Annotated in this window: 20 protein-coding genes and 1 pseudogene; 8 read left to right on the plus strand and 13 right to left on the minus strand. The window is 59.2% G+C overall.

Annotated elements, in window-relative coordinates:
* The first annotated feature begins 4 nt into the window (after positions 1 to 4).
* Positions 5 to 547, plus strand: a complete 543-nt coding sequence (locus tag LAP85_05145) for a hypothetical protein (GenBank protein MBZ5495767.1) — start codon at positions 5 to 7, stop codon at positions 545 to 547.
* Between the two features lie 359 nt (positions 548 to 906).
* Positions 907 to 1,173, plus strand: coding sequence for a hypothetical protein (locus tag LAP85_05150; protein MBZ5495768.1), 267 nt, complete (start codon positions 907 to 909; stop codon positions 1,171 to 1,173).
* Between the two features lie 25 nt (positions 1,174 to 1,198).
* On the opposite strand, the gene LAP85_05155 is transcribed toward LAP85_05150, so the two are convergent.
* The 6 genes and pseudogenes from LAP85_05155 to LAP85_05180 all read right to left on the minus strand — a co-directional run bounded on the left by LAP85_05155 (position 1,199) and on the right by LAP85_05180 (position 8,752).
* The gene (locus LAP85_05155; GenBank protein MBZ5495769.1) at positions 1,199 to 1,402 is read right to left on the minus strand and encodes a protein kinase; all 204 of its coding nucleotides are present in this window, start codon (positions 1,400 to 1,402) and stop codon (positions 1,199 to 1,201) included.
* 18 nt (positions 1,403 to 1,420) lie between these two features.
* Positions 1,421 to 1,969 carry a DUF1579 domain-containing protein gene (locus tag LAP85_05160; protein ID MBZ5495770.1) on the minus strand — a complete coding sequence of 183 codons (549 nt, stop codon included), beginning with the start codon at positions 1,967 to 1,969 and terminating at the stop codon, positions 1,421 to 1,423.
* Between the two features lie 155 nt (positions 1,970 to 2,124).
* Positions 2,125 to 2,973: an SgcJ/EcaC family oxidoreductase gene (locus tag LAP85_05165; protein MBZ5495771.1), complete on the minus strand. Its 849-nt coding sequence runs from the start codon at positions 2,971 to 2,973 to the stop codon at positions 2,125 to 2,127.
* A gap of 1,735 nt (positions 2,974 to 4,708) precedes the next feature.
* Positions 4,709 to 7,408 (minus strand): annotated as a pseudogene (locus tag LAP85_05170) (glycoside hydrolase).
* Positions 7,409 to 7,726: 318 nt separating this feature from the next.
* Positions 7,727 to 8,080 (minus strand): hypothetical protein, encoded by a 354-nt coding sequence (locus LAP85_05175; GenBank protein ID MBZ5495772.1) that lies wholly within the window; start codon positions 8,078 to 8,080, stop codon positions 7,727 to 7,729.
* A gap of 174 nt (positions 8,081 to 8,254) precedes the next feature.
* Positions 8,255 to 8,752, minus strand: coding sequence for a protein kinase (locus LAP85_05180; protein ID MBZ5495773.1), 498 nt, complete (start codon positions 8,750 to 8,752; stop codon positions 8,255 to 8,257).
* A gap of 109 nt (positions 8,753 to 8,861) precedes the next feature.
* Here LAP85_05180 and LAP85_05185 point away from each other — a divergent pair, with 109 nt between their 5' ends.
* Both LAP85_05185 and LAP85_05190 read left to right on the plus strand, forming a co-directional pair.
* Positions 8,862 to 9,728, plus strand: a complete 867-nt coding sequence (locus tag LAP85_05185; protein MBZ5495774.1) for a phosphatase PAP2 family protein — start codon at positions 8,862 to 8,864, stop codon at positions 9,726 to 9,728.
* Between the two features lie 104 nt (positions 9,729 to 9,832).
* Positions 9,833 to 11,941, plus strand: coding sequence for a prolyl oligopeptidase family serine peptidase (locus LAP85_05190; GenBank protein ID MBZ5495775.1), 2,109 nt, complete (start codon positions 9,833 to 9,835; stop codon positions 11,939 to 11,941).
* Positions 11,942 to 11,960: 19 nt separating this feature from the next.
* On the opposite strand, the gene LAP85_05195 is transcribed toward LAP85_05190, so the two are convergent.
* The 3 genes from LAP85_05195 to LAP85_05205 form a co-directional block, all read right to left on the minus strand.
* Positions 11,961 to 12,374 carry a PIN domain-containing protein gene (locus LAP85_05195; protein MBZ5495776.1) on the minus strand — a complete coding sequence of 138 codons (414 nt, stop codon included), beginning with the start codon at positions 12,372 to 12,374 and terminating at the stop codon, positions 11,961 to 11,963.
* Positions 12,371 to 12,619 carry a type II toxin-antitoxin system VapB family antitoxin gene (locus LAP85_05200; protein MBZ5495777.1) on the minus strand — a complete coding sequence of 83 codons (249 nt, stop codon included), beginning with the start codon at positions 12,617 to 12,619 and terminating at the stop codon, positions 12,371 to 12,373. Before LAP85_05200 ends, LAP85_05195 begins: the two co-directional genes overlap by 4 nt.
* A gap of 336 nt (positions 12,620 to 12,955) precedes the next feature.
* On the minus strand, positions 12,956 to 13,945 hold the full coding sequence (locus LAP85_05205) for a uroporphyrinogen decarboxylase (GenBank protein ID MBZ5495778.1): 990 nt from the start codon (positions 13,943 to 13,945) through the stop codon (positions 12,956 to 12,958).
* 272 nt (positions 13,946 to 14,217) lie between these two features.
* On the opposite strand from LAP85_05205, the gene LAP85_05210 reads away from it, so the two are divergent.
* Both LAP85_05210 and LAP85_05215 read left to right on the plus strand, forming a co-directional pair.
* Positions 14,218 to 14,721 (plus strand): rubrerythrin family protein, encoded by a 504-nt coding sequence (locus LAP85_05210; protein ID MBZ5495779.1) that lies wholly within the window; start codon positions 14,218 to 14,220, stop codon positions 14,719 to 14,721.
* Positions 14,722 to 14,740: 19 nt separating this feature from the next.
* Positions 14,741 to 15,088 (plus strand): hypothetical protein, encoded by a 348-nt coding sequence (locus tag LAP85_05215; GenBank protein MBZ5495780.1) that lies wholly within the window; start codon positions 14,741 to 14,743, stop codon positions 15,086 to 15,088.
* Between the two features lie 16 nt (positions 15,089 to 15,104).
* Here LAP85_05215 and LAP85_05220 read toward each other — a convergent pair whose 3' ends face one another.
* From LAP85_05220 to LAP85_05235, 4 genes are read right to left on the minus strand one after another with little or no spacing between them, the layout of a single operon-like run.
* On the minus strand, positions 15,105 to 16,586 hold the full coding sequence (locus tag LAP85_05220; GenBank protein MBZ5495781.1) for an aldehyde dehydrogenase family protein: 1,482 nt from the start codon (positions 16,584 to 16,586) through the stop codon (positions 15,105 to 15,107).
* A complete protein-coding gene (locus LAP85_05225) occupies positions 16,583 to 17,983 on the minus strand; it encodes a hypothetical protein (GenBank protein ID MBZ5495782.1) in 1,401 nt (466 codons plus the stop codon). The genes LAP85_05220 and LAP85_05225 overlap by 4 nt, the downstream gene beginning before the upstream one ends.
* A 5-nt stretch (positions 17,984 to 17,988) precedes the next feature.
* Positions 17,989 to 19,410 (minus strand): phosphatase PAP2 family protein, encoded by a 1,422-nt coding sequence (locus LAP85_05230; GenBank protein ID MBZ5495783.1) that lies wholly within the window; start codon positions 19,408 to 19,410, stop codon positions 17,989 to 17,991.
* Between the two features lie 24 nt (positions 19,411 to 19,434).
* Positions 19,435 to 20,331: a hypothetical protein gene (locus LAP85_05235; protein MBZ5495784.1), complete on the minus strand. Its 897-nt coding sequence runs from the start codon at positions 20,329 to 20,331 to the stop codon at positions 19,435 to 19,437.
* A gap of 948 nt (positions 20,332 to 21,279) precedes the next feature.
* On the opposite strand from LAP85_05235, the gene LAP85_05240 reads away from it, so the two are divergent.
* Both LAP85_05240 and LAP85_05245 read left to right on the plus strand, forming a co-directional pair.
* Positions 21,280 to 22,584, plus strand: coding sequence for a TolC family protein (locus LAP85_05240; GenBank protein ID MBZ5495785.1), 1,305 nt, complete (start codon positions 21,280 to 21,282; stop codon positions 22,582 to 22,584).
* A complete protein-coding gene (locus LAP85_05245; protein MBZ5495786.1) occupies positions 22,581 to 23,756 on the plus strand; it encodes an efflux RND transporter periplasmic adaptor subunit in 1,176 nt (391 codons plus the stop codon). The genes LAP85_05240 and LAP85_05245 overlap by 4 nt, the downstream gene beginning before the upstream one ends.
* Positions 23,757 to 23,912 lie beyond the last annotated feature (156 nt).

Raw genomic sequence — 23,912 nt, forward strand, 5'->3', positions numbered from 1 at the left:
AATAATGAACGAGATCCCATACGACGGAGCATTGGAGCGAATCGAACGGCTTGGCCTCAATCCTATTCTTGATCAAGTGCGCTCGCTTCTTACCGATTTTACCCTCCTGGTCAAGGAAGAACGTGACGCTAATGGTGGCGCTGCGGTTAGAAAGTTGATTGATGCACAATTTGAGCGAGCCGGCGGCTGGACCAAGAAGCAGACAGGCGGTGTGGATTGGACAAAGTGCCTGGAGATCAATGGAGCCAAGGTTTGTGTTGGGGTGGAAGTTCAGTTCTCAGCAAGAAGTGATCTGGTAGTTGTCGACCTGATCCATCTGAGAAAGAGTGTTGTCGACGGTAAGATTGATGTCGGCATTCTTATCGTTCCCGATGACCAATTGGGAGTCTTCTTGACTGACAGAGGGCCAAATCTCGCAGATGCCTTAAAACATATCGTTGAGGCACGGGTCGAGGATCTACCCTTAATCGTCATCGCTCTCAGACACGACGGCGCAGGACCATCTTTGGCCAAGCAGCCGAAAAATCGGAAAAAGGCCGAGCCGTAAGACAAGCAAGAGGGTCGTATCCGGTTGTCGCGGAGCACGGAGGAAAGCGTCCGGAATTCTCCCGGAGTGCCGCTGGGAAGGGGCTGGCGCACCTGGCATTGACCTGAAACCCGAAATCGGGGGGGAGCGGTTTCCGACATCGGAAACCGCTCCCCCTCCCCATCGGCACCTTCTTCAACTCATACCTTTCCTTAATGCCGCGACCCCTGGGGTTGAACCGTCGCGATTCATGGAAGAAGGAAGGCTCCTGGGAGTCTCAAGCTCTCGGATCTATCAATGGGCGGAGGCCGTCGAAGTCAATAACCTCAGTGTCATTCGGGCAAAACCAGTCCATCCGTGACCAGACTATGAAGATGAGGATGAAACCGTGTGGGATCGTCACCGTAGCTCTGCAACGAGGCGATCATGCCGGGCAGCGAGCGGCGATCGCCGGCTGCATCCTGAAAGAGCTCCTTGACCGAGGCGTAGAAACACTGGCTCAACAGGCCGAGCAGCTTGCGGTCGTACTTGAAGCAGAGGCGCAGCATTTTGGGAATCGTGACGACGTACTGGCGTACGGGGAGATCGCCCAAAAGGTCTTCGTCGACGTGCTCGGCAAAGAGCAGGGCGCGCTTCTGATGGCATGAAGGGCAGAAACACCTTCGGCGGCGACTATAGGGACGCTGCAGCAACTGGCGCAATCGCTTCGCGGTCTTCCCGGCCCCGCTTCGTGACAAAGATATTGGCTGGTTTAATATCCCGATGAATAAGTCGCTCGGCGTGGGCGGCGTCCAATCCATCCGCAATCTGCATTGCCAGGTCGAGAATCTCGTCTGTATGGAGCGGCTGAGTTGAGACAGCTTCCAACCCGGCCAGATCCCCTGCACCGAGCTCCTACTTCGGCGATGATTTCGCCTTCGTAAACTTGCCCTCAAAAATCGGCGTCCACGTCTTGCCATCGACAGATATCTCGTTCTTTGAGACATCACTCATTAAGTCAGGGGCGAATACAATAGTGCCTCTGATTCTGTACTGCTTCGCTCCGATGATCTGGGTTCCCGAGTAGGTCACCGTGTTGCCTGCGAAGGTATATGTGACCGCTTGGCTGCTACCATTGCTGTCAAAACCGATCCAGGTGTAGTTCTTGGCCACCGGATCGTAACCATCGATCTCATGGTATTGTACGGTTCCTGCGGTTCCTTTCTCCTCTGATCGAAACTCAACGAAATAGCCGCCTAGTATTGGTCTGACGCTCAGTTTTCCGGTGCACTTTCCAGCGGGTCCGTATGGAGTCGCATAGTACTCCCCCTCATAGGTCCAATCCCCGACCCAGATTTCCAGCTTCTTCTGCTCCGGTCCGGGTTTCGGAGCTGGAGCCTGTGCCTGCGATGCAACTGCACCGAGCAACATCACCAACACAACAGTAATGAGGATTCGTTTCATAAAGTCCTCCTTGAAGGATGGAAGGAAACCAACAGACGGATTTGCAGTGCCTACTATTGCCTCTCAGCGAATCCGGTAAGTCAGTGAAACGCAAAAAAAACGTCAACGTAGGCATGAATCCTCAGATAGAGCGCCAATCTGAGGCTGATCTGAGACTACTGCATCTTCGTTGAATAAGTCGTTGCGGCCTGCCAGCGCCCATCGCGCTTAATAAAAGTGTCGGTATAGCGGTAGGTGCCGCTTGTGTCCTTGCCATTGAGGGTACTTTTCTCATTCCACAGGCCATGGACAACCGCTGTTTCACCAAAAACCAGCACTTTCATTTCGCCAGCAGCTGCGGATGCGACCTTGGATGCACCGTTTCTCATGTTTGCCAAAGCCTGTTTCTTGGTCGTAATCAGTCCATCGGTGTTGTTCGCATATTCAGCAGCGAGTATCTTGTCAATCGCCGCCGAGTCGTTTTTCGCGTTCGCTGCCGCCCAATCACGTTCGATTTGCATGAGAGCCTGCTCTTCCACCCCCGGGGTTAGAGAGTCAGCTATGGGCAGGTCGCTGTTGTAAATATCGCAGAAGGCTTTCCAAGATCCGTCCGGTTGACGCTGAAAAGCTGTTATCCATTTGGACTTAAATTGGGCGGAATAACCACCCGCCTTAAGGCTCGACTTGCCTTCAGTCGTTCCCCTTGCGACTGCTAAATCTCCCGAGACGCGGACATCTTCCACAACGGAGCGGCCCTCGTCGCTGAACTGGTCGAAGGCTTTTTGGAGCGCAGACCGAATGGCCTCTTTACCCACGTTAGGAGGCTGGTATGGATCCATTGTGACCGCATCGTCCGTATAGTATCCCGATGCAAGGGCTTCGGTGTTCCCAGCATTATAGGCTTTGTCCCATGCCGACCCTGTATCTTTAATCGCCTGTATGTCGGCAGGGTCATTGACCTTCTGAGCACAAGCAGAAAGCAGCAAAAGCAACACACAAAGGATTGCCGCATAGATTGTCTTCATGGCATGAACTCCAAGTGAATTATTGGTCGGTGAGGAGCGTGTGTCTTGCCGATCTCGGGCATGTGGCCCTCTGGCACGGCACGTCAGGGTGTGATGCAATGTGGTGCGGCTATTATAGGATGCTAATGCGGTTTCAAGAAAGAAAAAGAGAGCCCTGGGAATGGCCCAGGTCAACCTCAGGCGCTCAATCGGCGAGGTTCTCCACTCGGCGGTTGATGCCGAAATGCTGAGCGGTCCACTCGCATCCCTATTCATGAAACCAGCGGAAGGATACGAATAGGTAAACCCCCGCCAAAAGATAAAGTAGAAGCCTCTGCCACCAGTCCGTGTGTTCTAAGGGCAGGCTCACAATAAACGCGCATACAACAAAAACTTCAACCGCGCGGTGGCGTTCAGCCGCTGTGGTCCAGAAATGGCAAACGGCTTTTCTACCGATGGCAGGATCAAGTGTGGGCGGCGAATGTCCAGGCGGGCGGCGGCTTCGCGGCCAGCAAGCCGCGCCTGCTTTTTGAGAAACCCGGCTACTCGAGCGGAATCAATATACGCAGCTATGACCTATCCCTCGAATGATAGGGAATTGTTTTGGAGCGGGTCGGTTGGGATGGTCCACCTGGCCTGGAAGCATCTCGAAAATATCCCCGATTGCGGATGGGAAGCAGCTGCCGCGTCCTTGAAAGGGGGCCCCAGGAGGGGAGACGGGGAGGGGGCGCGGCGGCGGACGCTCGGGCCGGTGCCACAGCTTCAGGTGGCGCAGGATCCTTTCAATCACCGGGCCGTCGCCGATCAGGCTGATGATCTTAAGGGCGCCGGAGCAGCGGGCAAACCAGAGAATCCGCTTAGTACACCTTCTTGATCAGCCAAGCCCAGGATCTCTTGAGCCGGCGCGCGAGATGATCGGCGCGACCGGGATGTTGCGCCCCCCACAATGGGGCTAATTATTCCCGTAAGCTGTCGTCTGTTCTAAGCAGAAGCCAAAATCGCCAGAGGGGAAAACATCGGCCGGAGGCAAACAGATTGTCCGGCAAGGAGCCAGGAATGCTCATGATATACAGACGCTGACCTGATCGACGGCATTTCATTTTCAATGATGGAGTCCGTTCACCTTCCTGAAGTCTTCGGCTTCCGCCTCTGACCCTTATTTGACCTCGATCGGGGGGAGGTTGGCCTGCTTTAGCTGGGCGTTCAGGGCCGGGAGGTCCACGGTCTTGAGCGCGGTCCAGCGCGCTTTCAGGGCTGCAAGAGCCTTGAGACCTGTGTTGATCGAATTCAGCGTCTGGGCTGTCGGCGTGGCCTCGGCAGCCTGCAATGGGCTGATGAGCGAGCTGAGCGCCGGACCGATGCCCGACAGCGTGTCCGGCGGGCCGGCGGGGCCGGCACCTCTGCCTCCGGCAGCCCCTCTGCCCCCGGCGGCTCCAGTGCCGGCGGCACCTCTCGCGGCAGTACCCTGGGGAGGAGTGCCAGCGGCGGCCTGAGGAGGAGTGCCGCCGGCGCCTCCTCTCGCACCCGGTCCGAGGTATGCTGTAGCTGTGGTAAATCCTTCAGGGGGCGCAGCCCCCGCACCCCGACCGCCGCGGCCGCCGCCGCTTGGCGTACCCTGGAGTGCCACTGCCTTCTGGTCGAATGCGTCCAGCGCCTTCACCACGGCGCCGTGCCCGCCGGCCTTCTCCTGGAGCGATTTTACCTGATCCCGCATCGATTGCAGCTGCGGCAGCGCCGTCTGCGCGTAGAGCACGCCATCATACAGCTGCTTCGACAGCGATGCGATGTTTGCGATCTCGAGGGCCGACAGCCGTACGCGGGGATCCATTTTCACCGTGATCGGCTGCGAGTACGTCTTGCCGCCGACGGTCAGCTTGACGGTGTATTGCCCGGGCGCGACCCAGGGAGCGTTGGATGCCGGAGCCGTGTCGTGAGCGATGGCCTGCATCGGAAGGCCGCCACCGCGTCCGCCACCGCCGCCGGGCAGGGCCTGGTAGCGCATATCCCAGAAGAATCGGTGCATGCCGGCCTCCGCCGACAGCACCCGCGGCGGCCGGTACCAGTACAGCGGCACCGAAGCAGTCGCGTTATCCGGCATTACGGCCGGATCGGTGCTGGAATAGCGGCGCACGAACTTGCCCGCGGCATCAAAGAGCTCGAGCGTGATGGGCTCCAGGGAAGCCGACTTCAGATAGTAATTGATGATGGCCCCTTCGGGCGGATTCTGCCCGGCCGGCTCGTCGGGCGGCAGCGGCGTATCGGTGTTCATATTCCAGCGCACCCGAATCGCGGTTGTCGGACGGAACAGGAAGGCATCCGCCACTGCGACCTTGGCATCGATCTGGCGCAACGGTGTGATGTCATCGAGGATCCAGAATCCACGCCCGTGAGTCGCGACCGCCAGATCGTCATCCTTGACGATCAGGTCGCGGACTGACGACGGCGCCATGTTCAACCTCAATGACTGCCAGTGGTCGCCGTCATCGAAGGAAACGTAGACTTCGCGCTCTGTTCCTGCATACAGGAGGCCCTTGCGTTTTGGATCCTCACGCACGACATTGACCGTACCCCCGTCGGGGATGCCGTTGGTAATATGAGTCCAGGTCTTGCCGCCGTCGTGAGTGCGGTAGATATGCGGGCGCATGTCGTCCAATCGGATAGTGTTGATGGCCGCATAGGCAGTCAGCGGATCGAAGCGGCCGGCGTCCATGATCGAGACCTTGGCCCAGGGTTTGAGATCCGGCGGCGTCACATCCGTCCAGTTGACACCGCCATCCACGGTAACATGAATGAGACCATCGTCGGTTCCAACCCAGATGCGATTGACGTCGAAGTACGATGGCGCCACGGCATAGATGACTCCGCTCTGTGACGGCTGCACATTATCCCTATATTTGCCGACGCTTGCCGGGACTTCCCAGGTTTTTCGCGCGAGGTTGGGGCTGATCTGCTGCCATGAATGCCCGCCGTCACCGGTCTTCCACAGTGTGTCCCCGCTAAAATAGAGGATGTGAGGATCCACCGGCGAGAAAACCACCGGCGCGGTGCGTCTTGCGCGTACGCCTGGAGGTCCGACGGATTGCACCTGGCCTGTACGCCTGTCGTAGCGCGTTACGCCGCTCCTGCTGCCGCCATAGACAATATCGAGATTGAGCGGATCGGGGGCGGCGGTTGCATACTCCTGAGCGCCCGCCGGATGCCACTCGCGGAAGGTGATCTGCCCGTCATTGCCGCGGCTGGACACGCAGGCCGATCCGCTCTCCTGCTGTCCGCTGCAGAGGCGGTACGGAAAAGCGTTATCGGCAGCGACGTGGTACAACTGCGCACTCGGCTGGTTGTACCATGAGCTCCAGGTCTCGCCGCCGTTGACGGTGATGATTGCACCCTGGTCCGCAGCGATGAGGATGACACCCGGGTTGTTCGGATTGATCCAGATGCGCTGGTAGTCGTCGCCGCCGGGCGCGCCGCGGAAGCCGATCCAGGTCTTGCCGCCGTCGGTCGATTTCCAGGTCACCGTGCTCGCCACATAGACGATGTCGGGATTCTTCGGATCGACCGCGGGTACGGACTGATCGCCGCCGCCGATGCGCGCAGCGGGACGGCCATCGGTCGTGGCACGCACCCATGTTTCGCCTGCGTCATCTGAGCGATAAATGCCGCTTGGGGTTGCCGGTCCTCCAGCAGGGCCGATCCCGGTTGCACCCCCGCCGCCGCCACGGCCACCTCCGCCAGACGGGGCGGTCACCGAGGCGTAAATGCGCTTCGGATTGCTCGGCGCAATGGCCAATTCCGCTTGCGAGACGCTTATGCCGTTGGTCAGCTGCTTCCAGGTCGCGCCACCGTCGGTTGATTTGAAGATGCCTCCGTTGGTGCCTGACCACGAGCCATCTTCCCAGGGACCTTGCCGCTGCTCCCATAGCGTCGAATAGATGATGTTGGGATCGGATGGATCCAGATCGACATCATAGGCGCCGGTGTTCTCGTCCTTATAGAGGACCCTTTCGAACGTCCGGCCGCCGTCGATCGAGCGGAATATGCCGCGTTCTTGATTCGGACCATATGGATGCCCAAGAACGGCGACGAAAACGCGGTTCGGGTTGCGCGGATCCACGACTATCTGCGGGATCTGCTGGCCGTCGCGCAGGCCAAGATGTGTCCACGTCTTCCCGGCGTCCGTCGATTTATATATGCCGTCGCCGGTCGAGAGGTCGGGCCGCGGCAAGCCCTCGCCGCTGCCGACGTAGACGATGTTCGGGTCCGAGGGGGCGACGGCAATCGAGCCGATCGAGCCGGTCGGTTGGTCGTCGAATATCGGCTTCCAGGTTCGCCCATAGTCGTTCGTTTTCCAGACACCGCCGTTGCAGACGCCGATATAGAAGACGTTCGGCTGGCTGGGAACCCCGGCCACGGCCTTGGTGCGTCCGCCCCGGTACGGGCCGATCGAGCGCCAGCGCATCTCACCAAAGAGCCTGGTGTCGTACTGCTGGGCGGCAACAAATGAAACGGCGGTGATCAGCAGCGGCACCGCCAGTACGATTGCGAAGATGTGGCACCTGAGTCTCATGGTCATTCCTCCGCGCAGAGAAGTGAGAATTGGAGCCAAGTGTACACAATCCCGCCCCACGAGTCTGCAGAAATTCCGTTCATGACGTGAGCGCAATCCTCGAACCCAATCGTGAGGTTTTTCCGGCTTCTCTCCAGCGCCAACTGGAGGTGGTGTGCGAGCACTCACGAAGCCTGCGGCGAGATCGAGAGCTGTCCTTTTACGATGGTTTCATTTGGCTGGCAGCTGCATCAGCCAGATGTTGGAGGTCATGTCCCCCACATACCAGATGAGCTTGTCCTTCGCCACCCCCATGGCCCTCGGCCCTTTCGGTGCATAGAGAGGAATCGAGTAGCGCGCCCGATGCTCGTGAGCCACGCCAAAGGGCTGACCCACGGGTTTTTTGGTCCTGGCGTCCAGGCGCTGTGCCCAGACGCAGCAATGACCATCCCTTTCAGACAGAAAATACAGCAGGTTTCCGTCCGGCGAAAATCTCGGCGAACCCAGGTAACGGGCGTCCTCCGCGATCGCTGCTATCCTGGGTGATGACGCGCGGCTCTCCGGAAACCTTTCCCGCGTTGGCATCGAGAGCCATGGTGGCGAGGTTCATTGCTATGTTGCAGCTTGGGAATAGCACATGCCCATCGGCCGCCATGGCAGCGCTGATCCGCAACCCGGGTCCCGACGTGAGTTGCCGGGACTGATCCGAGAATTTCCATTTGCCTGGCGACAGGGTTGTCCGGTACAGATTAATACCCTCTACCGCAGCAGGCGACCGCTGCGAACCGGAGCCGGACGCTCTGCGCCGGAGAGTTTTCCGGAATCCGATTCCTCCTTCAGGTCCTGCAGGACGGTCATCAGATCGGCCATGTTCTGCCAGCGCCGCTGCGGATCCTTGCGCAGGCAGCGCATGACGGCGCGCTCGATCTCCTGGGGCAAATCCTCGATCGGTTCCCTGGGCGGCCGCGGCTCCTCGCGGATGATCGAGGCGAGGGTAGACGCCTTCGTCTCTCCCTGGAAAGCGCGCCGACCGGTGAGCATTTCGTACAGCACCGATCCAAACGAGAAAATGTCCGAGCGGGTGTCGATCTTCCTGGCCTCGGCCTGCTCCGGCGACATGTAAGCCACCGTCCCGACAATCGCGCCATTCTCCGTGCGCTCGGTAGCCGTAGCGGCGGATTCAGCAGTTGCTGCGGATTCCATGAGCTTGGCCAGGCCAAAGTCGAGAATCTTCGCCGTCCCGCCTTCGGTCACCATGATGTTCTCTGAATTGCATTTCTGGAAAATTGCAGGTACGACACTGCATCCGCATTATGGTAATTTGATGCGATTGGCCGGTCGAACAGGCTAAGGGATGTAGATTCTTATGAAAACAGGAGTGCCCGGAACTCGCCTGAAACTCGGGATTCGCACCCCGATCGCAGCAGTGCTCGCAGCCTTCATCATGATTGCGCCGGCTTGGGCTCAAGAAGGTCTCGGCCAGGCGCCGGAGCACGCCGCTCTGGCTGTGCCGCAGAGCGACTGGCAACCGCCTGAGAAAAAGCCGGCAGATGCCAACCCATGCCCCAGGGTAGTCTCGGAGAAAGCCTTCCTCAAAAATCTCTGGTGCGATCAAAAGGTGATCTGGACTGCCCCGTTGCGCGCGCCGAGGCGCCTGCGCTTTGTTCTCCCCTTCGCTGGGGCAACGGCTGTTTTGATTGCAACCGATAAATTCGCTGCCCGTGAAATCAGCGAACGTCCGCCAGGTGGGGGCTTCAATGCCAGCAGGTACATCTCGTACATGGGATCTCCGGCGAGCACCATCGGCTTTGCCGGCGCCTTCTACGGCGTATCCCGGCTTACCCGCAACGAGGGCATGCGGGAGACCGCGTTGCTTTCCTTCGAAGTGCTGGCGGATGCAGGAATCGTACAGGGGGTGCTGAAAATTGCGACCCAGCGCGAGCGGCCGACTCAGGATAATGGCCGGCTTCGGCTGGACGACGCGCGAGGAAAGTTCTGGGCCGGCGGGAGTTCCTTTCCTTCCGGGCACTCAATCAGCGTCTGGGCACTGGCCTCCTTCTTCGCTTCCCGATATCCCGACAAACCAGTCGTCAAATATACCGCTTATGGGTTGGCCGTAGCGGTCAGCGTATCGCGCCTCACATCCAGACAGCACTTTCCCTCCGACGTGCTGGTCGGGAGCGTCTTCGGCTACCTCATTGGTCATTACGTCACTCGCGCCCATACCAGGTAAGGTAACATAAGCGGATGATGACCATATCGTTGACTGGAGGAATCACGATGCCCGCATCCTGGAATGTGCCGGAGCACGCTCTGTCGCTCGCGATTGCAATCGCGATGTCCGTGATCTTCGCGGGTTGCCTGAAGAGCCCGACGTCGTTCCCGCCGACCGAAAGAAAGCCAGTGACGGAGGAATACTTCGGGATAAAGGTCGTCGACAACTATCGCTGGCTTGACAATCTCGACGATCCGTCCGTGCGGGCGTGGAACGATGCCCAGAACTTATATTCGCGCGCCTACCTTGACCAGATCCCGTTCCAGGACCAGATATACCGACGCCTCAAGGGCATCCATGAAGAGGAGAGCACTCGCTACTACGGACTGGTCTACAAGAAGAAGCTCTTCGCGATGAAATCGCAACCGTCGAAAAACCAGCCGTTCCTGGTTGTGCTCCAGTCAGCAGAGGATGCCGGCTCGGAGCGGGTCGTGGTCGATCCAAACGAGTTGAATCCGAAGGGGACTACGGCGATCGACTGGTTCGTCCCGTCCCACGATGGGCGTCTGGTCGCCGTGTCACTCTCCGAGAACGGGAGCGAGGATGGATCGGTCAGCGTGTTTGAAGTGGAGAGCGGAAGGAGACTGGCGGATATCGTGCCGCGGGTTCAATTCCCTACCGGAGGAGGCGATGTCGATTGGAATCGCGAGTCCACCGGCTTTTATTACACCCGCTACCCCCAGGGAAATGAGAGGCCTGCGGAAGACATCAACTTCTTCCAGCAGATCTATTTTCACAGACTCGGCACCCCGTCCTTCGAAGATGTTTACGTGATCGGCAGGGAGTTTCCGAAAATCGCCGAATGCAAAATCTCCTCGACAGAAGATGGTAAGTACGTGCTCATCACGGTGGCGAACGGGGATGGAGGAGAGTTCGCCCATTATCTGAAGGCCCCCTCGGGCAAGTGGGCGCAAATCACGCAGTTCCCGGATAAGGTGGTTTCGGCGCAGTTCGGGCCCGACAATGCGCTCTACCTGCTCACGAGGAAAGATACGCCCAACGGCAGGATTCTCGCGGTCCAGCCTTCGAGCCCGAAACTCGACAAGGCTAAACTTGTCGTATCCGAGAGTGACGTTTCGATCAGCGGATTCGTGCCGGCCAGGACGCGTCTCTTTGTTACCGATGTCGTGGGCGGGCCGCACAGAATCCGCGTCTTCGATCTTACCGGCAAGGAGCAGCAACCCATCCCTCTCAAGCCGGTTTCCGCAGTCAGCGGTGTGCTCCGTCTTGAAGGCGATCAGATTCTCTATGGCGCGCAGAGCTACGTGGATCCTCCCGGATGGTATCGCTATGATCCCGCGACTCTGGAATCAACGAAGACGGCGCTTTCGAGCTCTTCATCAGTGGACTTGAGTAATATTGAGGTGAGCCGCGACTTCGCCACTTCCCGGGACGGCACCAAAGTCCCGGTAAACATCCTGATGCAGAAAGGAACTCCCCGTAACGGGCAGAATCCCACGATCCTTTACGGCTACGGCGGCTTCGGGATCAGCGAGTCGCCCTCTTTCGACCCGGTGAAGCGGGTCTGGCTGGAGCAGGGAGGAATCTATGCCATTGCCAATCTGCGCGGCGGCGGGGAGTTCGGCGAGGCGTGGCACGAGGCCGGAAAACTCACAAAAAAGCAGAATGTCTTTGACGACTTCGCAGCATGCGTCCGGTTCCTGATCGACAAGAAGTACACGAACCCGGCGCGCCTCGCCATCGAAGGCGGGAGCAACGGCGGGCTCCTCATGGGTGCAGTGCTGACCCAGCACCCGGAACTCTTTCGCGCGGCCGTGAGCTATGTGGGGATCTATGACATGCTCCGATTCGAGAATTTCCCCAACGGCGTTTTCAACGTCACGGAGTATGGAACCGTCAAGGACCGCGAGCAGTTCAAGGCGCTCTATGCCTACTCGCCGTATCACCATGTAGAGGATGGCATGGCCTATCCTGCGGTGATATTCCTGACCGGCGATCACGATGGGCGTGTGGACCCGGCCAACTCGCGCAAGATGACCGCCCGCCTCCAGGCGGCGACCAGCTCGGGACTGCCGGTCTTGCTGAGAACCAACCCGAAGGCCGGGCACGGCATCGGCACCGGCCTCAGCGACAGAATCAGCCAGGAAGCTGATGTCTATGCCTTCCTGTTCGATCAGCTGGGAGTGGCGTATAAACTGGCAGGAAAGTAGAAAGAGGATTTTTTAAACCTCAACGCAGAGGAAGCTGAGGGCGCAGGGAAGATGGATGTTTTGGCTGCAGGGCTGCCAGCAGATCAAAGTGAGCGTCATCGTGTTCGATTTCCAGGCCGTGATGCCAGGCGCAGGCTGCGATCGCTATGTCATGAGGCGGCGCGGTCCTGCCGGCGCGACGGCAGCGGTCGGCCAGTTCGCAGGCTTTCTGCCAGACTTCGTCCGTAATGCACACTTCCGGGACGCGCTGCTGGTAATCGCGCAGCAGTGTCCGGTCAGTATCGCTCCCCACGCCCGCCCACAATTCAAGGCGCACAATGGGGCACCAGGCCGCCTCGCCGGTGCGGAGCAGCTGTTCCACACGCGCCCGGATGGTCGGATCGCCCCGGCGTCTGATCTGGTGCACCCAGCTCGATGTGTCCACCAGCTTCATGACCGGCGCCCCCGGCGTCGCGGCTTGCTTTTATCGGTTTGGGAATCATTTTCATCCAGAGCTTCGATCTCAGGATTGCTCATGAGAGTGTCCGAAGAGCCGGAGTATTTTATCAAGTCCGCCATGCGCTGCCGGCGATTGTAGTCCACCACGGCCGTCACAACGGCGTCGCGCTTGGTCTTCGCCCTGGCGTATTTGATAGCATCCCTTAGCTCATTCTCTGGAATATCAATCGTCGTTTTCATGAAGCTATAATAGCTCCCATGGGATTCCCGATCAACCAAGATCGGAAGACAACCGAAGGCCTGAAAGATTTCTCCTTTCGGTATTGTTCCACCGGTGTCATGGGAGCCCAAAACTGGATCTTCCAGGCGTGACTCCGGATTCCTGGCCAATCCCTAAGGCTGGCGTGGGCGAAGCCTCTGCAGCGCGCAGGCTTGCTTGCGCCTTCATCATCCGGGGAATGCGTCGTGTACGAGAGTTCGGCTTATCCGGAAGGGGCAGCAAGCTGCCGCACTCCAAGGGACTTTCGGTCCGGCACCAATCACCGAAAGGCCCTTCTTGCTCTGCGTTGAGGTTTTTCACCGCGCGGCTTTGGCGGCGGCTTCGAGGTTGGCGCGCGGGGTTTGCGGCGGGATCGAGCAGCCGGGGGCTACCAGCACGCGCCGGCCGCCGGTTTGCTCGATGGCTCTCGACACTTCGGCGGCTACTTGTTCCGGTGTGCCGTCGGGCAGCGTGGTCTTTTCGCTGACTCCGCCCATGACGGCCTTGCGCGTGCGCCGCTGTCCCTCGGCCAGCGTCGGGTTGCCCGGCAGGGTGGCAGCCCAGCTGATGGCTGCCACGGGATAATCCGCCAGCAGATCGAAGTGGATGTTGCTGCCGCAGTTGTGCAATACATGAAAAGGGGCTTTTCCGGCGACCGCCTCGAGCACGCGCAGATCGTACGGCACCCCGAAGGTGCGATACTCATCCTCGCGCAGCCGGTCGCGGCTGGCCCAGCCGGTGGTCGCGAAGTAGATCCCGCTAGCCCCGGCTTCGAGGCAGGCCTGCGCGAACTCGGCGAAAACGCGCGTAATCGTATCCAGCGCCGCCTCGATTGCTTTGCGGTGCCCGGCGATCGATTCTTTGACAGGTTCGCTGCGGTGTCCCGCCAGATATTCGGCTACCGAGAGCGGAGAAAAGATCGTCTGGACAAAGTGCGCGTCGCCTTCCAGGCCGGCGCGGATCAAGCGCAAGGCAGCCAGCTGCTCACCCAGGACGCCGCGGTCCGGCTCGAGCGGGCGCAGGTTTCGCCAGTCCTCCGGATACCTCACGGGCGCCTGCGTGAACTTTGGGCCGTGGACGGGATCTCGAGAGCGTTCGAGCACAGCGCCCCAGTCTTCCACATGATAGCTGGCGCGCGGATTCACCTTCATGAAGTCCCAATCGTAAGTGCGGTAGTTTTCGAGCATGGCTTCTGCCAGCTCCTCGGCGCTCCACTCCCGGAGATAGCTGTGGCCCCAGAAGCTGATCGGCACCCGGTCCACCTCGGCACCGCGCAGTGCCGCCTCGACGCGTTCACGCTTGTTCATAATTCCCCCTTTGTGAAAAAGGGACATCCCGATTATCCATCGTCTCTCTTGCAGCCATCCTGGGAGCGGGGAGGAAAACAGGAATGCCCCCTTTCTCCATCCGGGAATGAGTTGCCCCCCGACATACAACTTGCCATGAATCGCGCATTGTTCACAGAGTATTTTGTCCGCCTCCACGCCGATTTGCTTTGTGAAATTCGTGCAATTCCCGGCTAAGTCTCTTAAAATGCGGGTGTGTTGCACAGCAACTCGCTTATTTCTGGAGATTCAATATGGCCACGACCGAAAGCAATTTGAAGGATGCATTTGCAGGAGAGAGTCAGGCGAACCGGAAGTATCTGGCTTTCGCCCGGAAAGCGGAACAGGAAGGATTTATCAATGTAGCGCGCCTGTTCCGGACGGCTGCCGAGGCCGAGACCATTCACGCGCTGGGGCACCTGAACGCCATGAGCGGCGTCGCTTCCACCGCCGACAACCTGCGCGCCGCCGTCGCGGGGGAGACCTACGAATACACCGAAATGTATCCGCCGATGTTGAAGCAGGCGGAAGCCGAAGACCACAAGGCCAAGCGCATGTTCGGATTTGCCGCGAAAGCCGAGGCCGTCCATGCCCGGCTTTACCAGGTGGCCTTGGATGCCGTAGCCCAGGGCAAGGATCTGGCCGAAACCAGTTTCTATCTTTGTCCGGTCTGCGGTCATATTGAGGTGGGCCAGCCGACTTCGGCGTGCCCGATTTGCGGAACGCCGGCTGCGAGGTTCCAGAAGGTAGCAGTCTAATCCGCACTGTGATCAGCACATGAAACCAAGACCGGAAATCCAGCAGGACGAGGATTTGGACAACCTGATCCTCAACGAGGCCCAGCTGCTCCTGTCGGAGAAGCGGACCTCGTTGTCGACCCTGCGCACCGGCATCGCCATCCTCGCCCTGCCGCTGTCGGTATTGAGCGTGTTGATTGCCACATCCCGCTTTTACGACGCCTTGAAAGTCGTGAATCTGCTGGTCCCGCTCATCCTCCTGACCGCGGCGCTTGTGGTCCTTGCCGTGTGGCTGATTATCGCGGCCATGCGGCGGTTGTATCGATACGATCGCCACATCCTCGCCCTGAAACGCAAACACAGCAAGCTGGCCGAGTTCCTAGACTGAAACGTGGGTTGGGTCGTCAGCTTTTCCGGGGGTGGCGTGCAAAACGGCGGAGATCAGCAAGGGCGAGGACAAGCCGCATCAACGTCTTTGTTCTGCGGGAATTGGAGTACAAGTCGTTGACCGTGCCGAAAATGTCGAGCTTTTTTCTGGAGTAGGGAAACCACCACAGCTTCGACCTGGACAGCCTTTGACGTTCGGCGCTGATCACTTTGATGTTTGTGAGCTCGATCAGCCCGTAGCGGGAAAACATCCTTCCCCAACCGCTTTGCTTCCTGCCGCCCCACGGAAATTGGGGCAGGCCGACGCTGCTGTCGTTGATCCAGACCATTCCGGCCTGGATCTTTTGAGCCGTGAGGCGGGCATGGTTCAAGTTCCTGCTCCACACCGATGCTCCCAGTCCGGCGGCTGATTGATTTGCCTCCTGCAAGGCCTGTTCATCACCGCTCACCTCGCGAACGGCGACCAACGGCAACTGAGGCTCTTCCTGCATGACGCGCATGCCGGGTGACGCCGCCGCGACGATGAACGGCGCGCCGAAGCCGGCTGCGTCGAGATCGCGGAGTGGCCCCGCGGGCGACCAGACTCGCGCTCCCTTGCTGATCGCATCCCGGAGCAATTCACGCGCCCTCGCGGCGGCCGTGCCCCCTGAAAAAGTGCCGACTTCGGTGGCCGGATCCCACGGATCGCCGACGTTGATTGCGGCAACCTCGTTTGTCAGCAGGTCCAGAAACATGCGGCTTACACTCTTGTGAACAAAGACTCGCTTGGTTCCGACACAGCTGCGCCCGTCGGCATAGAACGCGCTCCAGGCAATTCCCCGGGCGGCTAAAGAAAGGTCGGCATCCGCGCAAATGATGGCCGAACTGCCGCCGCCGAGTTCAAGGACGCACGGCTTGAAATAAAGGGCGCACGCTTCCGCAACCTTGCGCCCGGTTTCACAGCCTCCGGTGAAAATGACCTTTTGAACGTCCGTGCGCGCGATGAGTCGTTCCGCGACGTCAGGCCCGCCTTCAACCACTTCGACGGCGCCTGCCGGAAGACGGGCCGCCACGAACAGTTCACCTATCAAGGATCCGGTTCGCGGGCAGCGTTCGGAGGGTTTTATGACAACGCAGTTGCCGCAGAGCAGCGCTGCGCACGCCTGCATGACCGGAAGCGAGAAGGGAAAGTTGGACGGCCCGATTATAAGGACGACTCCCAGCGGTTCGAAACGAACGGTGTTGGATTTTGCCCAAAATCCAGGACGCCAATATCGGAACCGCTCGTCCCGAAGCCAGCGTGGAGCCATTTTTGCGGAAAATCGCAGCATTTCCAGCGCACCGGTCAGTTCCTGGTTGACTACTTCCGTGATCGGCCTTCCGGTCTCCTCCGTGACGGCATGCGCGATCTCCCGGTGACGCAGGGCGATGAGCTTTCCCAGATGCGCGATGCGGCTCCGGCGCGCGCGCAGGGTGAGATCGGGCCAGGACGATAAGGTCGGCTTGGAGATCGCCTTCATCGGGCCTCCTCGTTCAGTTCGCGGCCGATCCTCGTCGAGACATCTCTGGACACCACATCTTCAAACGTCTCGCGCCTGCGCGCGAGTCTCGGCATGCCTTTTTCGATCATCACGATTGCGGGTCGCGGCCCGGCAAAGTTGTTCCCGAGCGCCGTGAAGTAGGCGCCGGCATCCATGACTGCGATGATATCGCCGGCCTCGAGGACTGGGAGATCCTGTTTCATGGCGACCAGATCGAGCGGTGCCGGAAGATTGCCCACGAGGTCGTATCTTGCGGTCCGCCCACCTTCGGACTTGTTCGCAATCAGCACTGCATGGCGCTCACCGAGCAGGAGCGGCGAAAGACTCATCGCGCCGGCATCACAAACAGCGACCTCCGTGCGGTTCGTCCTCTTTTTCAGAAGAACGACTTTCATGAGCAGAAGCTGTGAGGAAGCCACCAGCGCGCGCCCCGGCTCGACATAAATGGCCGGCATACCGACTCCATGCCTGCGCGCGAAGCCGTGCAGAGTCGCCGAGAGCGCGCCGGCGATCTCCTTCAGAAGGGTGTCCTGTGTGTATCTGTCCGGCTGCCTGGGGGGGCGGCCCCAGCCGAAGAAGCGAATCGCTTCCCACAGATCGAACTCCTTAAGCGTAGGCGTGCTGAAGCCTCCGCCTATGTCCAGGATCGCGGGCTGAAATCCTCTGTCGTTCACCTCCATCCACATTTTGAGGGCGGTCTTCAGGGCTGCTTCATAAGGCCGGGCAGAGCGTACACCCGAACCGATGTGAAAATGCAATCCCCTGAGCCTGAGCAAAGGGTCCCCGTGCAAAATGCGCAGGGCTTCTTTCCAGTCGCCCGCCTCCGAGGTAAAACCGATGTGGCTCTGCCGCGAGCCGGCGGAAAGGGTGAAATCGAAACGACTCTTCGACAGACAGGGGTTGATGCGCAGGCCTACATTCACGGGTCTTTCCTGCCCAGCGGCAATCTGCCGCAGGCTGCGGAGCTCCTCCACGCTCTCCACATTGATCAGCGCCACATCCTGCAGGACCGCCTGACGCAGAAGTTCCGGCGATTTCACCGACCCATTCACAATCATGTTGCGGCCGGCGACGCCGATCCCCCTGGCCAGCCAGAATTCGAACTCCGAAATGACCTCGGCGCCGCATCCCAATGCGGCGATAGATCGCAGAAGGTCGGGAACCGGATTGGTTTTATAAGAAAAGAAGAGCCTGGCCTCGAGGCCTTCAGCCCGAAAGGCTCCCAGCAGGGCCTCATGAGATTGTTCAAGGAGAGCCGCATTGACAACATACAAAGGCGTGCCGTGCGTTCGGGCGAGCGCGGTCAGGCTGCAGCCGTTCCAGAACAGCTCCAGCCCACGGCGTTCAAGATTCCATGGTGAGATGTCGCGCATCATGCCCTTCATCGTCGAAACGCGAAAAAGGCCGTTAGAAAGATGGCAATGACGACAAACAGCGCCGACTTGTGCACCATCCGTCGGAATGCAACCACTGCCCCGGAGCCTGCTTCTAGCCACCGGGGATAAAAAAAGCCTGCCACGATCCACGAAGCAACTGCCCATAGGATTCCCGCAACCACATCTGCCACGATATGCTGCTTCACGAACACGGTAGACAGCGTGATGAGTGAGGCCGCAAGAAACAATGAAAAATCAGCGACCCTGGTCAGCCCCTGTTTCCTGCATATGAAGTAGACCAACCACGGGAAAATGACGTGCAGGCTTGGCAAATTGTTGGCTCCGGGATGGAAATCGATCACATATTCAAGCTCGAGAGCACGTTCGGAGATGCTCCTGCCGAGTTCGGGTTTGGGAAACGCGACCGGAAAAGCTGCGTACACCACGAACGCTGTCAGGTTGGCAAACAGCAGGCTCAGCAGCCCGCGATTGACGCGATGCCAGTCTCTCGCGATAAAAGCAACCAGGAAGGGAAAAACATAGCAAAACAGATAGGGCCAGATAAACGCCGGGATCAGGGGGATCATCCGATCCAGCGAACCTGTCAGATCGTGGGTTGGAAGCGTCGCTGTATAGCGGCCAATCGCTTCAAACGCGATGATCCACAGAAGGTACAGCAAAAGACCCAACTTGATGTAAAATCCCCGCTCGTTGCTTGCCGCTGCATCGCGAGGCGGTTCAAACCGCGAAGTGTGTGTTGGAGAATCCTCTCCTGCATCCTGTTTTTTCTCATCCGCCGCCTGCCGCCCCCCGTCCCGCACATTTCGTCTGCCGAGTAATCGGAGAAGGCCGGCAACGACGGACTGCGTCACCCGGGCAACCGGTCGCGATAGGGCCTTCGGCAGCCATATGGGCGTGGCGCTACGATAGTCCCGGTAGCGGCTGCCGAACCGGTCGATCAGAAGCGGCTCTTCATAGAACAACGCATAGGCGGTCCAGCCGATCAAAAGAAGCGGACCGCTGAAGGCGAGCGACCAGAAGGAATTCATAAGGAGGGCCGCACCGGCAAACACTGCATTGTAGCCGACATAGATCGGGTGCCGCAGGTACCTGTAGCAGCCGCCGGTTACGAATTTGGTGGGTGGCAAGTGAGAAATCGGCAGCCCTTTACCGCGCGACCATAGCTGCGCCATGGCAAGGATCATAAGCAGGAAACCGGAGAGGGCCAGGCAACAGCCGACGGCTCTCATGATCGTGTTCTCAGCCAGAGAAACCGGCAAGAGCACGTCGAGCCGGAATCCTGTCGTGAAGAGAAGCACAGGCAGCAGCACCCAGAAGACCGCGACATAGGCAACTATGGTGAAAGCCGTGCGCACCGCGCGCCCGGTTATCACGCTCTTCTGTGCCGGCAGAGCCGAATGCGACATGTCGCCGTCTTTCAAAATTCCTGCCTACGCCCAACGCCACGAAACTCGTTCATGAATTGCCCAGCCTCTGAAGACGCCCCCGCCGATACTCAATTCCGCTTCGGCGGCCATTTTCTTCTCGATGGGATTGCCCGACGATCTTGCCAGACACTTCGCAAGCAAGCGGGATTTTATCTCCCCTCCGGCGGCAATCGCCCCTTGTTCGAGTATATGCCTCTGCGCGAGGTGCAACGTGAAGCTCTCGTGCCGGAGTACGGTTATTGGATCACTCTTATCAGGTTCGATGGCAAACTCCTGGAATTCCTCCGTCGCAGGGTCGGCAATCCCCCTCCGCAACATGGCAAATTGGAGGCAGGTGCCATCGATCATGCGCATGCGATCAAACACCACCGTGTGGCCGCCGCAGTGGGCGCGGCCCCAGGCGAGTTCGGCAATCGGCAGCCGCCAGGGTGGCAGCGTCATCTCCACTATATCCTGATAGCCCGTTCCCCTCACGTGCCACTCCTGCCGATCGGATCGAATCACGCCTTCGGCGGCCGCCGCCGGCGCAGGCACGTTCCATGAGAGACATTGTCCGTTCCTGCGCAAGAGCACCCCGTCCTCTCCGGGAGCCCAGGATTCCCCCGCTGATTGGTACCGGAGATCGATCTCGAGTTGCGGGAGTTCAAGATGGACGTGTGAGCCACCGCTCTCATTGGCTAAAAAGCTGCGTCCACACGCGGCGCTTCGGCTCGAATCAAGCAGCGCGACTCTGCGGTTGATCGAAGAGCGAATTGATTTGCCGTCCGCCGGTGTAAGGTGCGCCGAGACATTCCCCCAGCGTATGCCGGCGATTCTGGCCGCAATGAAATAGATGTAGAGTATGACGCCGTCATCACTGATGAGATCGAGATACCACTTCTTGAGATAGAAGGGAATCATGGTTTCTCAGGCATCTCAGAGATTTGGAGCACACCCCGGCCGCCGGATGTACCGAACGACGGCAGGTCGAGATCCTTATAGGGCAGCCTTGGCTGGAAGTCAATGTGGTGCCGCAGATGGCCACTCTCAACCCGATGCCGCCCCGCCGGTCGCCGATTGCGACCGTTTGCGCCCAGAATCGAAGATCAGGCCCGGGCACGATAATCTATTTTGAGGGTGGACGTAAGGTGCTTTTCTCACAGTGGGTTCCTCGTTATGGCCTGCTCGCCGGATTTCCGAAACATCTGCCGGGTCTCGCCTGTGTGTTGTCCCAGTGCATCCCTGTTTAAGTATCCGCGAAACTTTTTTCCCGATCCTCCAACTTAATAGCTGGTGGCTTGGGGAGGCCCAGTGCCGTCTGGCTGATTCTGAGTTGCGGGCGGGTGGGCCAACAGCCCGGGAATTGGTCTGAGAGGCACTGTCCGAGATGAGAAGTCAGGCTACACTCGTATGGGCAGTTATCGCGAGCTTCCTTTATTGTGCCGTCTGCCTCCCGCTGGGTCACGTATGTCTTGATCAGTATGCAGATAGCTGGCATTCGGCGGCAGCGTATGTGGCGCCGGGGGTGATGGCAGATCACGACCCGAAGCAGACACCCGACCAAAGAAACGCCGTTTGTCAGGCCTGCCTCTGGTCCCAGACACTTTATCCGAGCCACATAACCGTGGAATTGGCCGTCGAACGCACGGTTACGCCCTCCGCGATTCTCATCCATGCTCCCATAAGGACGCTCACGGACTTCTTCCAGTCCACCGCCAAGCGTGGTCCCCCCTTGTCTTCCGCAATCTAAGCCCTTTTTGCTTTTGGTCCCGGCAGCTTTCCCAAGCTGCCCTGCATCGCGCGCGGCTTCCATTTACCCTGTGCTGCATGGACCACGCGACGGCATTTATTGAGTCGAGGATAACCTCCATGACTTCAGTCTCTATCGGGTTCGCCGCCTTATCGATCTTCCTCGTTTTGACTGCCTCTGCCGGGGAGGCCCGATGCGACCAGGTTTCGCCTCCGCAAGGAAGCGCGCAAACGGCATCGAGGCTCACCCTGGAGGACGCGACCCGACTGGCACTCGAACATAATCAATCTCTGCGCGCACAACGCCTTGCCATTGACCAGGCCAAGGCCAATGAAATCACCGCGGCACTCAAACCGAATCCCGTTTTTACCGACCTGAATGAGGATTTTCAGATCTTCAGTCCGAGCAACCTCACTTTGCAGAACCTCAGAACCAACCAGGAGTTCACCAGCTCGGTCACCTACACCATTGAGCGCGGCGGAAAGAGGCTGAAAAGGGTGCAGGTCGCGGAAGACACGACCGACGTCACGATCAAGGCCATCGCCGACAGTGAACGCCAGCTGAGATTTCAGGTGGCCCAGGCGTTCATAAACGTGCTGCTGGCCAAATCGAATCTCGCTTTCGCGCAGGAAGACCTGAAAGACTTCTCGCAGGTAGTGGACATCAACAGACGACGCATGCAGGCGGGGGATATTTCTGAGGCGGATTATCTGAAGATCACGCTGCAACAGCTTCAGTTCGAGCAGGACGTTTCCGCGGCACAGGTGGCTCTGGTGCAGGGCAAGGCCGCATTGCGGCAACTGGTCGGATACGATACCGTCCCCGAGGACTTCGACCTCGACGGAGAACTCAAGCACACCAGGTACAACATTGCCCAGGGAGATCTCGAAAAGGAGGCCCTGCTCTCGCGCCCGGATTTCCTGGCGGCGCAGAGCGCAGTCAAGCTCGCTGATGACGCGGTGACGCTGGCCTACGGAAACCGCGCCCGGGACCTCACTGTGGAATCAGAATACAAACGAAACGGCACCATCAACGGCATAGGAGTCGGCCTTTCAATCGAGATTCCCATTCACGACCGGAATCAGGGTGAAATCGCACGCAGCCGGGCGGCCGCCGGCCAGGCGGTGGAAGCCGCCGAGGCAACGCGCGTCGGCGTTCTGACCGATGTCCGGAGCGGCTACGCGGGCTATAAGACCAGCGAAGAGGTGGCCGCGCTCTATGAGTCAGGCTATCTGAGCCAGGCGACACAATCCCGCGAAATCAGCAATTATGCATATCAGCGGGGCGCGGCGAGCCTGCTGGATCTGCTCGATGCCGAACGGAGTTACCGGGCGACGCAGCTTGCCTACCGCCAGGCGCTGGCCGCCTTCATGGTCAGCGTTGAACAAATCAACCTTGCGGTTGGAAGGAAGGTGATGCAATGAGAATCCGAAGGCCGGTTCGAAATTGGATGCTGCTGGCGCTTGCTCCGGCAATGGCAATGGGCTCCAGTTCCTGTTCCAGTCCGGGCGCCAGGGCGAGCGCAGCAGCGCAGGAATATCAGACCACGCAGCCGACCCTGTTTACGGTGCCGGAAAATCAGCTGGCGCACCTGCAAATCAATCCGCTGCGGAAAGTGAACTGGCCGATCACGGTGCACACTACCGGGACGGTCGACTGGGACGCCGACCACACTACACAAGCGATCGCGCAGGTCAGTGGACCCATCACCAGGATCCTGGTCGACACCGGATCCTCCGTGCAGGCAAACGATCCGCTGCTTTCCGTCTCCAGCCCCGACATCACCAATGCCATCGCTGCCTATCGAAAGGCCCGCAACCGCATGGACTTCCAGACCCGCACGCTGGATCGCAGCAAAGATCTGCTCGATCACCGGGCCATAGCTCAAAAAGATCTCGAAAGCGCCCAGGCCGACTACAACGACGCTTCGACCGACCTCCAGAACTCCCTGCAGGCTCTGCGAATACTCGGAATCACCTCGAACGAGATCGATGCAGCGGAACATCAGGGAGTGCCGATCAATCCGGAGCTTGCCGTGCGCTCTCCCATCAGAGGGATGGTGGTGCAAAAGCTTGTTTTTCCGGGCCAGCTGATACAGGCGGGCGCCACCACCTGTTTCCTGATCAGCGATCCGTCGACAGTCTGGGTGCAGGGCCACATCTACGAGAAAGACCTGACGTCCCTGCGCCTGGGCGATCCCGTCGAGGTGAGCAACGCATCTCTTCCGGGAATTCTGCACGGCGTCATCTCCAACATCGGAGCGATGGTCGATCCCGCAACCCGCACCACCCCGGTTCGCATTGCAACCGCGAATCCAAAGGGGCTCCTGAAGAAAGATCTCTTTGTCGACATCGTCATTCACACGAGAACAAAGCGGGACATCCTGGCAGTGCCGACGTCGGCGGTTCTTTACGACGCCAGCAACCTTCCCTTCGTCTATGTCCAGACGGACGGCGGCAGATTTGCACAACGCCAGATAACCACGGGAGCACAGAGAGACAGCGAGTTCGAGGTTTTGACTGGGCTCAAAGTGGGCGAAAAGGTGGTCTCCGAAGGAGCCGTCTTCTTGCAGTTCGCCAACACATTCCAAAAGTAGCGGGCAGTTCGCTGGAACCGGGGTAATGAAAGTAACAGGAAACCAGGAGTCAGAAGAAAAGGCGGCGCTTGACCCGGATTATTCATGAATGTGCGACGAAAATTCAGTTTTGGAGGGGAAAAACGCCGACCGACGCCGACCGTTCGGTCTTGGTCG

The organism is Terriglobia bacterium (assembly GCA_020072565.1).
Lineage (GTDB): Bacteria > Acidobacteriota > UBA6911 > UBA6911 > UBA6911 > JAFNAG01.